11 protein-coding genes and 1 pseudogene are annotated in these 9,584 nt (G+C 42.9%); 5 read left to right on the forward strand and 7 right to left on the reverse strand.

Annotated features, from left to right (window positions below):
* Both BLV90_RS15660 and BLV90_RS15665 read right to left on the reverse strand, forming a co-directional pair.
* On the reverse strand, positions 1-272 hold a 272-nt coding region (locus tag BLV90_RS15660; protein WP_177168122.1), incomplete at its 3' end, for a helix-turn-helix domain-containing protein.
* Between the two features lie 127 nt (positions 273-399).
* The gene (locus BLV90_RS15665; RefSeq protein WP_091743032.1) at positions 400-753 is read right to left on the reverse strand and encodes a helix-turn-helix domain-containing protein; all 354 of its coding nucleotides are present in this window, start codon (positions 751-753) and stop codon (positions 400-402) included.
* Positions 754-1,191: 438 nt separating this feature from the next.
* Here BLV90_RS15665 and BLV90_RS15670 point away from each other — a divergent pair, with 438 nt between their 5' ends.
* Both BLV90_RS15670 and BLV90_RS16365 read left to right on the forward strand, forming a co-directional pair.
* A complete protein-coding gene (locus tag BLV90_RS15670; RefSeq protein ID WP_091743034.1) occupies positions 1,192-1,479 on the forward strand; it encodes a YciI family protein in 288 nt (95 codons plus the stop codon).
* A gap of 612 nt (positions 1,480-2,091) precedes the next feature.
* Positions 2,092-2,229, forward strand: coding sequence for a hypothetical protein (locus tag BLV90_RS16365; RefSeq protein WP_177168123.1), 138 nt, complete (start codon positions 2,092-2,094; stop codon positions 2,227-2,229).
* A 402-nt stretch (positions 2,230-2,631) separates the two neighbouring features.
* On the opposite strand, the gene BLV90_RS15675 is transcribed toward BLV90_RS16365, so the two are convergent.
* The 5 genes from BLV90_RS15675 to BLV90_RS15690 all read right to left on the reverse strand — a co-directional run bounded on the left by BLV90_RS15675 (position 2,632) and on the right by BLV90_RS15690 (position 8,015).
* Positions 2,632-4,383, reverse strand: a complete 1,752-nt coding sequence (locus BLV90_RS15675; RefSeq protein WP_091743037.1) for an FG-GAP-like repeat-containing protein — start codon at positions 4,381-4,383, stop codon at positions 2,632-2,634.
* Between the two features lie 448 nt (positions 4,384-4,831).
* Positions 4,832-6,580, reverse strand: a complete 1,749-nt coding sequence (locus BLV90_RS15680) for an FG-GAP-like repeat-containing protein (RefSeq protein ID WP_091743038.1) — start codon at positions 6,578-6,580, stop codon at positions 4,832-4,834.
* 177 nt (positions 6,581-6,757) lie between these two features.
* On the reverse strand, positions 6,758-6,964 hold the full coding sequence (locus BLV90_RS16915) for a DDE-type integrase/transposase/recombinase (protein WP_483869236.1): 207 nt from the start codon (positions 6,962-6,964) through the stop codon (positions 6,758-6,760).
* A gap of 139 nt (positions 6,965-7,103) precedes the next feature.
* Entirely contained in the window at positions 7,104-7,385 is a 282-nt protein-coding gene (locus tag BLV90_RS15685) for a helix-turn-helix domain-containing protein (RefSeq protein WP_218142314.1), read from the reverse strand.
* Between the two features lie 180 nt (positions 7,386-7,565).
* Positions 7,566-8,015, reverse strand: coding sequence for a hypothetical protein (locus BLV90_RS15690; protein WP_091743040.1), 450 nt, complete (start codon positions 8,013-8,015; stop codon positions 7,566-7,568).
* Between the two features lie 262 nt (positions 8,016-8,277).
* Here BLV90_RS15690 and BLV90_RS16900 point away from each other — a divergent pair.
* The 3 genes and pseudogenes from BLV90_RS16900 to BLV90_RS15700 form a co-directional block, all read left to right on the forward strand.
* Positions 8,278-8,398: pseudogene (locus tag BLV90_RS16900) on the forward strand (TetR/AcrR family transcriptional regulator); the annotation flags it as partial.
* 122 nt (positions 8,399-8,520) lie between these two features.
* Positions 8,521-8,607, forward strand: a complete 87-nt coding sequence (locus BLV90_RS16780; RefSeq protein WP_342707394.1) for a hypothetical protein — start codon at positions 8,521-8,523, stop codon at positions 8,605-8,607.
* Between the two features lie 333 nt (positions 8,608-8,940).
* Positions 8,941-9,584: hypothetical protein (locus BLV90_RS15700; protein WP_143035083.1), on the forward strand; the 644-nt coding region annotated here is incomplete at its 3' end.

Genomic DNA, 9,584 nt, shown 5'->3' on the forward strand with positions numbered 1-9,584 from the left:
TTGAAGAAGCGAGAGAAAGAATCGGCTAAGTGTTTCAACGTATTTTGAAGCGATGTTGAATCCACTTCCCGTAGCCAGTCGATCTCTTTTTTCAATAAAGTCAGTTGGGCAGAACAGGTTCCATAGGTCAGACCTTTTCCTGTGCTGTCATAGGATTCGTTCCATCTCGCTAGAAAGTGATTAAACGTGAAGCGACTACAGCCGATAGATTTATTGATGAGATTGGTTTGTTCCTTCGTTGGATACAAACGAAACTTAAACGCTTTGTGCATTAGTTCACCTCCTCTATAGTTAATTATATACAGGGATAGTCGAACTTGCGAGAGGGAAAAAACTCCCCCTCCCTCGTTCGACGCGCCTTATATCCCATGGCTGATGCCAGGGGTTTTACGGCGCTTTCTATAAAGGGGCCAATACATGTTCATCGGATAACTCATATTGCTTTAAGAATGTTAATGCCTCTTTGCACTGACCAGCATCAATGAGGCCTTCTAGTGCTACCAACTCTACTTTTAATTCTTGAAGCATATCCTTGTGATCTTCCAGCATCTTTGGAAGATCGCTAGCATCCATACCCAATTTATTCAGCAAATACATTATTTTTTCAATTCTCACATGGGGAACGCCTCGTTCAATATTACTAATCGTTGCTACCGAAATCTTCTCATCCGCTAAATCTTCTATACGGAAGCCATTCTCTTTTCGAGCTTTGCGAATAACTTCTCCAATGCGATGTATATCAAATGAATGCATCACAGTCACTCCTCTATCGATTGTCCATACGACATCATCATACACTTGATTAATGTGAATGGAAACAGATGTAGGAACTGTAATTTATATTCTTTTTATTATATCTAGAAAAAATCAAAGGATAGTCATATCCATCAATCGAAAAGAAAGATTTGCTTTCAAACATAATTTCTCTTCAAACTATGCAAACTATGCAAGTATAGGCAACAGTAGTGTACTACAAGGTTTAAAACAACCATAGCGACGCTTTTTTGCCGCTTTCAAAGCATATAAAATGGAGCGCGCAAACTGCTTCAGAGTAGTTTTACTTGCAAGTGGTGAATTGTTATTAGGTGTAGCGGACAAATCAGATTTTCGTTATGATAATAGTTATCTCAACCGCTATTGCTTCATTTATGTAGGTGATTAAATAATGAACAAGAAAGAAGGGTGTCTTATATGGGGTATTCTGTAATCTATTTCACGCAGGGTGCAAATTGGAATCATGATAAGCCTGTTTGGGAACAAGATTTAAGCTCCCATCAAGAATATTGGAGTAAGTACAGATTAGCAGAAAATAAAGTGTTAGCTGCTGGTCCCTTTATGGACCATATGGGTGGCATGATTATTCTAGAAATTGAAGATATGGAAGAAGCTACTGAATTAGCTAAAAATGATCCGGCTGTAACAGGAGGAATATTCAATTATAAGGTTCATCCCTGGAATCCTCTTTCAAAAAAGTTTTGATCCTTGGGAGGTAACCTCTATCCTATGAATGTAGCTTCCATTTTGTCCTTCACCCATATCTGGTGAAGGATTCCTTATTTCAGTGCCGATATTAACAAATATTGATCTCACTGTCCCCGCAACCAATACCCTTTTGGACAATTGTCGGAACAACGTTACTAATCTAGTACGGTTTAGGGTGGAAAAGGTTTCTAACTCGGGAATGGACGTAAAAAATATAATAAAGAGAGCATTCCCTCGCTGGAATGCTCTCTTTTCGTTTCCCCTCCCCCACTAATACTGTAATATAGTCAGGTGGGTTAGATCCCCTATTAGGAATGAAGTGAAAAGAAGAGACATCCATGCATCTCGTATGCGCAGGTTCTGACTTCTCCAAACCGAACAATCAAGCCCACTACTACGTTGATCAATGTGCTTTCTACCTCTCAAAAAGAGTTATAGCCAGTTTTTTGTTCGTATTCGGCACCTTAATCTAGTGAAAAAGTCTATTATATTAGTTCTTTTTGAATCATTTAAAAATAGTAGTAAGAAAATAGTTACAACATCCCTAACCTGGGATTATAATAGGCGCTAAGCCGGCCGGCTATATCCTATAATTGGGAGATGATCACATTGGAACTAGTGTTAAAACTGGCAGGTCAAATCATTCAGCTCTTTAACGAAGGAGTTAGTGTACAAGCTATTGCTGAAATTCTTCACACTAGTATTGATGTGGTCAAGATAGCACTTAGCTTGGCTGGGATCCTGTAAACTATTTACCCAACAGCCCGCCTAGGGATTTCTCCCTAGGCGGGCTTTCTTTATGTCCAGTTTTTTCGTTCGGATTCAAAAAAGCACTTCCGTATGCCTCTCTAAGCACTTTTATAATAGGTGGCAGGGTGGATTGTACCTACCTTCTCATGCTGTCAAAAAGACTAAAAAAAATAGAGTAGCGAGTTTAATTGTCGCTATCTTTCAAGATCAGAAGTAACTACTTTGCAAACACGCAAAGAGATTGTCACCCTTAGACGAGATCCATTTCCCTCGACAATATGGAGCCCGATAGGCTTGGCTTTCCTCCCCATGTTTGTCACCTCCTATAGCCCAAGATGGAGCAGAAAGGCATGTGGCTACCCAAATTAGGGTCACCATCTCCCCCTTTTTCGCTAACCTTTATTCTTCTTCAAAAGGGAAAACGGCAACGGTAAAGGTAGCCGTAGCTGAGTTACCATTGGAGTCGATAGCGGTACAAGTAACAACAGTCGAACCGATGAAAAAGAAGGATCCGGAAGGTGGATTGCAGGAAATTGTGATCGTCGTTCCAGGACAATTATCCGTCACTGTAGGCTCGGGGTAGGTAACGATGGTTCCAATGGGGTTGGTTGTTTCGACATCAATATCGTTCAGCCCAGAAATGACTGGGGGGGCAGTATCAATAACGGTTACGATAAAGGTACCCGTAGCCGAGTTACCATTGGAGTCCGTTGCGGTACAGGTTACAAGGGTGGATCCTAAGGGGAAAAACGAACCTGAAGCAGGAGAGAAAGTAGTGGTGATGGTTCCCGGACAGTTGTCCGTCACCGTAGGTTCAGAAAAAGTAACAGTGGCGCCACAGTCGATAGTCGCTTCCACTTCGATATCGCTGAGTCCAGAAATAACTGGGGGTTCGGTGTCATTAACAGTAACGGTAAAGGTACAAGCTTCGATGTTGGTGGGATCCACATTACTGGTAGCAGTACTAGTGACTAAGGTGGGAGTTCCAACAGGTACTGTCGCTGGGTCACTTACTGTGGAAACGTTGAAACATTGTGGGGTAGGGAAGGGGACGGTAGCTCCACAGGTGCCTGGATCATTCTCAAGGGTAAGATCTGTGCAGGTAAGTGGAGTAACACAACTGTCTAATAAAACAGATACCGTACTATCGTTTTCATTGGTAACCGCAAAATCAGGAGCCCCATCGCCATTAAAATCTGCACTAGTTATCCCGAATGGAAAAGCTCCCACTGCAAAGGTGGTTTGAGGTGCAAAACCCCCTAGCCCATCGCCTAATAAAACAGACACCGTATTATTGACTCGACTGGTAACCGCCAAATCAGGAATCCCATCGCAATTAAAATCAGCAGTAGTTATCCCGAGTGGCTGACTTCCCACTGCAAAGGTGGTTCGGGGTGCAAAGCCTCCTAACCCATCACCTAATAAAACGGACACCGTATTATCGAGAACATTGTTAACCGCCAAATCAGGAATCCCATCGCCATTAAAATCAGCACTAGTTATCCCTTGTGGAAAACCTCCCGCAGCAAAGGTGGTTTGGGGTGCAAAGCCTCCTAACCCATCACCTAATAAAACGGACACCGTACTATTGAAAAAATTGGTAACCGCCAAATCAGGGGTTCCATCGCCATTAAAATCAGCGCTAGTTATCCCGAATGGAAAACTTCCCACTGCAAAGGTGGTTTGGGGTGCAAAGCCCCCTAGCCCATCACCTAATAAAACAGACACCGTATTACCGCCAGCATTAGTAACAGCCAAATCAGGGATTCCATTGCCATCAAAATCTGCGCTAGTTATCAATTCTGGCAAAGCTCCCACTGCAAAGGTGGTTTGAGGTGCAAAGCCTCCTAACCCATCACCTAATAAAACGGACACCGTATTATCGTCAATATTGGTAACCGCCAAATCAGGGGTTCCATCATCATTAAAATCAGCGCTAGTTATCCATACTGGACTAGTTCCCACTGCAAAGGTGGTTTGGGGCCCAAAGGTCCCATTCCCATTGCCTAGTAAAACAGACACCGTATTATCGCCATCATTGGCAACAGCCAAATCAGGGATTCCATCGCCATCAAAATCTGCGTTAATAATCCCCTCTGGAAAACTGCCCACAGCAAAGGTAGTTTGCGTACTAAAGGATGGACAAACCATTTCCTGACCTCCATTGGCGTAATTCTTATTCCTTGAACCCCTTCGGACTTTGGCCTTGAGGATACAAAGATGTGGAAATTGGTTTATGATTCATTCTTCGTACTAGACTGTCTCCTGTCCAAAGTCTGGGGTATTCACTTGGTTTTGATCTAGACTTTTGTGACACGATGCCTATATTATGTCAACGAGTTAAATCCGTGACTAACCTACGACTAATACGGTCCTTGATTGTTTTCATAAACTACTCTCTATAAAATACAAATAAATGTTAGTTATATTTACTGAGGGAAGAAAAGAGGTCTCAGTTATACAAATGAGATCCTCAGAAAAAAACACTCGGCTGCATGCGGTCACTCCCGATCTTGCGCTGTTAAAGGTGGAGCAGAGAGGCATGTGGTCTACCCCGATTAGGGGTCACCATCCTGTCATCCCCCTTTTTGGCTAACCTCTATTCTTCTTCAAAAGGGAAGACCGTAACGGTAAAGGTACCCGTAGCTGAGTTACCATTGGAATCGATAGCGGTACAGGTAACAACGGTCGAACCGATGAAAAAGAAGGATCCGGAAGGTGGATTGCAGGAAATGGTGATCGTCCCAGGGCAGTTATCCGTCACCGTAGGGTCGGGATAGGTAACAATCGTACCAATCGAGTTGTTGGCTTCAACGTCGACATCGTTCAGCTCAGTAATGACTGGGGGTTCGGTATCTCTGACGGTTACGGTAAAGGTACCCATAGCCGAATTCCCATTGGAGTCGATAGCCGTAAAGGTAACAAGTGTCGACCCTAAGGGGAAAAACGAACCGGAAGCAGGAGAAAAAGAAGTAGTGATGGTTCCCGGGCAGTTATCCGTCACAGTTGGTTCAGAAAAAGTGACGATGGCACCACAATCTATAGTCGTTTCGGTTTCGATATCGTTGAGTCCAGAGATAACAGGGGGTTCTGTATCAATGACCGTTACGGTAAAGGTACAGGGTTCAATATTGGCGGGATCGACATTACTGGTAGCGGTACTCGTAACTAAGGTGGGTCCCCCAACAGGTACTGTAGCGGGGCTACTGACTGTGGAGACGTTAGGACATTGTGGAGTCTGGAAGGGTACAGTGGCTTCACAAGTTCCTGGATCATTGTCAAGGGTAAGATCTGAGCAGGTAAGTGGAGTGACACAGCTATCCAATAAAACAGATACGTTATTATCACCAGCATTAGTAACTGCCAAATCAGGGGTCCCATCGCCATTAAAATCAGCGCTAGTAATCTCCAATGGAACAACTCCCACAGCAAAGGTGGTTTGGGGTAGAAAGGCCCCAGAACCAGTGCCTAGTAAAACAGACACCGTATTATCGTCAACATTAATAACCGCCAAATCAGGGAAACCATCGCAGTTAAAATCAGCGTTAGTTATCCCTTGCGGAAGATCTCCCACAGCAAAAGTGGTTTGGGGCTGAAAGCCCCCTAATCCATCACCTAGTAAAACAGACACCGTATCATCGTCTTGATTAGTAACCGCCAAATCAGGAATGCCATCGTCATTAAAATCAGCGCTAGTAATCTCTTGCGGATTAGCTCCCACAGCAAAGGTGGTTTGGGGCCCAAAGGATCCAGTCCCAGTATTTAGTAAAACAGACACCGTATTATCGCTAGAATTAGTAACTGCCAAATCAAGGAAGCCATCGCCATTAAAATCAGCGCTAGTTACCCCTACTGGAAAACCTCCCACAGCAAAGGTGGTTTGGGGCCCAAAGGTCCCAGAACCAGTGCCTAGTAAAACAGACACCGTACCATCGTTAGCGTTAGTAACCGCCAAATCAGGGACGCCACCGCCATTTAAATCGGCGCTAGTAATCCCCAGTGGAAAATCTCCCACAGCAAAGGTGGTTTGGGGACCGAAACCCCCAGATCCATTGCCTAATAAAACAGACACCGTATCATCGTTAAAATTAGGAACTGCCAAATCAGGGGTGCCATTACCATTAAAATCGGCGCTAATAATCCCTTGCGGAGTATCTCCCACAGCAAAGGTGGTTTGGGGCCCAAAGGTCCCAGAACCAGTGCCTAGTAACACAGACACCGTATCATCGAGCAAATTAGAAACTGCCAAATCAGGGATCCCATCGCCATTAAAATCAGCGTTAGTAATCCCTACCGGATTAGCTCCCACAGCAAAGGTGGTTTGTGTACTAAAGGATGGACAAACCATTTTCCTACCTCCATTTGGGGTGTCATTCACTGATATGATCGTCGATACCTACCTTATGCCAATGTGTTCAATAGGTGATTCACCCATCGACTTGTGTGGACCTAGCCATCTCGGATGACCGAAAAAGGATTCAATAGGCGCATTGTCCAAACAGCTCCCTCGTCTGGACATAGATAATTAGGGACCCCATTGATCACTATGAATCAACAATCCTTCAACATTCGGGCGATGTTGTACGGCTTGTTGTACAGTCTGTAGAACTTGTCCCAAGCTAGGATGAGGATTTAGATGATAAGAAACCACCTCATTATTAAACAAATCGAGCATCACCGAAAGGTACATTCTTCTCCTAAAATAGAGAGATAAGTGATATCCGTCACCCATTTTTGATGAGGTTGTTCCACTGCGGGAGACGTGAGCGATCTTACACAATAATTGTCCTGGGAAATGGGATCGAAGCTGGTGGATGGCCTGAAACCTTACCGATTTGGAACATCCCACCCTTCTTGTAGCAACAACTTTTTTAGATATTCGTTCTCAGCCCGTAATTGTAGATTCTCCGCCTCCATACTTTTTGCTTTGGGAGAACGTCTCTTCTTATTACTAGATTTCCCTCGCTGATCTTTCGACCTTCTTCTCCTTTTTCTTGAAAAGCTTTCACCCAACGCTTCACATAGGAATGGCTCGCAAGACCTAATTCTTTAGCAATGGACTTCAAACCTCGATGTTCTTCCAAGTACATTCGTACTGCTTTTCGCTTATACTCTGCACTGAATGAACGAAATTCTTGCCCCTTTTTCGCCATACAAAAACCCCCTTAAGTAGATTTACACACACTTTTTTTGGTGTGTCTACTTTAAGGGGGGCACATCATTAGGGTACTTACCATCAAGCCTCTCATAACCATAAAAGGATCTTGAAAGAAACGGGTTTTAGTTTTTTTGTGCTTTTACCATCTTTTTATTGCTAACTTAGTGTCAGCTTCTTACTTTCCAATTCTTGGAGCAACCGTGGCGTTAGCCGGCACGTCTTTTTGTCTTTTTGTTGCTAACCAAGTTTTAGCTTGTGCTTTTCCGATTCTTTTAGCAACCGTGGCGTTAGCCGGCACGTCTTTTTGTCCTTTTGTTGCTAACCAGGTTTTAGCTTGTGCTTTTCCGATTCTTGGAGCAACCTTGGAAAATTTAGCTCCTTTCAAGGCGTCAGCTTCTGCTTTTGTTATTAAAAATTTGTCACCTTGTTTTTTAATTGCAACAGCATCCTTGGCGTATTTAGCTTTCTCTTTTGAAATGGGAGCCGATTTCCATACTTTTTGTTTTGTTTCTAACTGTTTAGCTCCATCCGTGTTATTTGCACTTGCAAAGGCTGCAGGGGTCGCGACGGAGGCAAAGAGCGCAAAGGCGGCTGCATAAGGAATAAAACGACGAACTTTTTTCATAAACATTCACTCCTTCAAGTTAGTATGCCTCAATGGTAAGGCAGCATGTGTAGCAATACAATGAAAGGATAAAGACAAATTGTCATGGTTTAAACGACAAACTAAAGGTTTAGAGAAATATAATAAAGGGTAGTTTCAGAGTTAATCGAAAAGATACCTTATAATAGAGGGATCTAACACTCTACCCGGACTCGGGATAATGATGAACATTAGATAAACTAAGGCCAAATGAGCTTACTAAAATCATTCCACAAGAAACCAGTTGTTAACAGCTGCATCCGATATCGTAAGGGAAAGAGGAGTATCAAAGCTCACCCTTGAGGCGGTAGCAAATCGAGCAGGTGTTAGTAAAGGTGGAATGTTCTATCATTTCCCGAGTAGAGAGGATCTCGTTCAAGCAATGATTGATGAGTTATCTGTTGATTTTATGAATGATATAAAAAATAATCTTCAGGCCTTTCATGGAAAAAGCCCAACTTCAGTATAAAGAGCTTCAAGATCAGAAATACAGAATGATCAAGTAGACCCCGTCCATTCGACTATCGCAAGGCTCGCCGCGGATGGTTTACGGTTTGCAGAAATGTTTGGCTAGCACCATTGGATAAAGAAATGAGAGATAAAGTACACGGTGAGTTGACGAGATTAATAACAAAGGGTATTAAGTGATGTATTTATAAATATCTACCTCTTACATGAGCTTTAGGAAGTAAGTAGATAGATATGTTGAGTTAGTCGGGAGAAAAAGCTACCTTGACAGGTAGTTTTTTCTTTTTGGAGAAGCTTACCCTAAATCCGACTAATTACCTTGTTTTACCTGTAATATAAACCTTGAAATGAAACCGGTTACACGGTATATTTATTCTGTGCATTACTATTTAGTATAGAGAGAAAAAGGGCTAACCACAACAGAGGAGGAATGTAAAGCATGAGAAAGAAGATTGTTGGGAAAAGTGCGAAAATAATGACTGTCTTCGCTTTGGCTTTAGCTTTTGTCTTTAGTGGTGGATTCATTGGCCCGGTGAAAGCCTCGGCTGCACCAGACAATGAGAAGAAGCTACCCGAGAAGTATATTCAAGGGTATAAGGTCGATGAAAAAAATGGTAAAAAAACACCGGTTTATAATACGGATAGCGCACCCAAAGGTAAAGTTGCACCAAAAGCAGATGAACCTACTAGTCCCTATGCGGCCAACTATCCTAAATTATCTGAAGACCCCTACGCGCCTGCACCGGGAAGCGGAACGACTACAACCCAATCAGCGGGTGTAGATATCATCTACTTTAAAGGTACAGGTTCGGAGGACTTTGGAAAAGGAGAATATGGTCAATATTATTTAGAAAAAAAACCGGACGGGAAAATAGACCTTGGAGTTTATAATCCTGAGACCAAAAAACACGCTCGTATTTTTGCTCTTAGTGACGAGAGAGATCAGATTGGGGAAGAAGCAATGGTCCAAAAATATGGACCAAGCATGGCTTGGAGTAAAGCTTTTGATGGAACAACCAAGTTAAAAAGAGAGACCAAATTTAACTTACTATCAACAAGCACCGTTGACAATTCAGCAGAGTG

The sequence above is a fragment of the Marininema mesophilum genome (assembly GCF_900106775.1).
GTDB lineage: Bacteria > Bacillota > Bacilli > Thermoactinomycetales > DSM-45169 > Marininema > Marininema mesophilum.

Bases quoted from the DNA above. Each gene is read 5' to 3' on its own strand.
- BLV90_RS15685 (WP_218142314.1), bottom strand. From the start codon at position 7,385: ATGGCGAAAAAGGGGCAAGAATTTCGTTCATTCAGTGCAGAGTATAAG.
- BLV90_RS15665 (WP_091743032.1), bottom strand. From the start codon at position 753: ATGCATTCATTTGATATACATCGCATTGGAGAAGTTATTCGCAAAGCT.
- BLV90_RS15690 (WP_091743040.1), bottom strand. From the start codon at position 8,015: ATGAAAAAAGTTCGTCGTTTTATTCCTTATGCAGCCGCCTTTGCGCTC.
- BLV90_RS15670 (WP_091743034.1), top strand. From the start codon at position 1,192: ATGGGGTATTCTGTAATCTATTTCACGCAGGGTGCAAATTGGAATCAT.
- BLV90_RS16915 (WP_483869236.1), bottom strand. From the start codon at position 6,964: ATGGGTGACGGATATCACTTATCTCTCTATTTTAGGAGAAGAATGTAC.
- BLV90_RS15675 (WP_091743037.1), bottom strand. From the start codon at position 4,383: ATGGTTTGTCCATCCTTTAGTACGCAAACTACCTTTGCTGTGGGCAGT.
- BLV90_RS15680 (WP_091743038.1), bottom strand. From the start codon at position 6,580: ATGGTTTGTCCATCCTTTAGTACACAAACCACCTTTGCTGTGGGAGCT.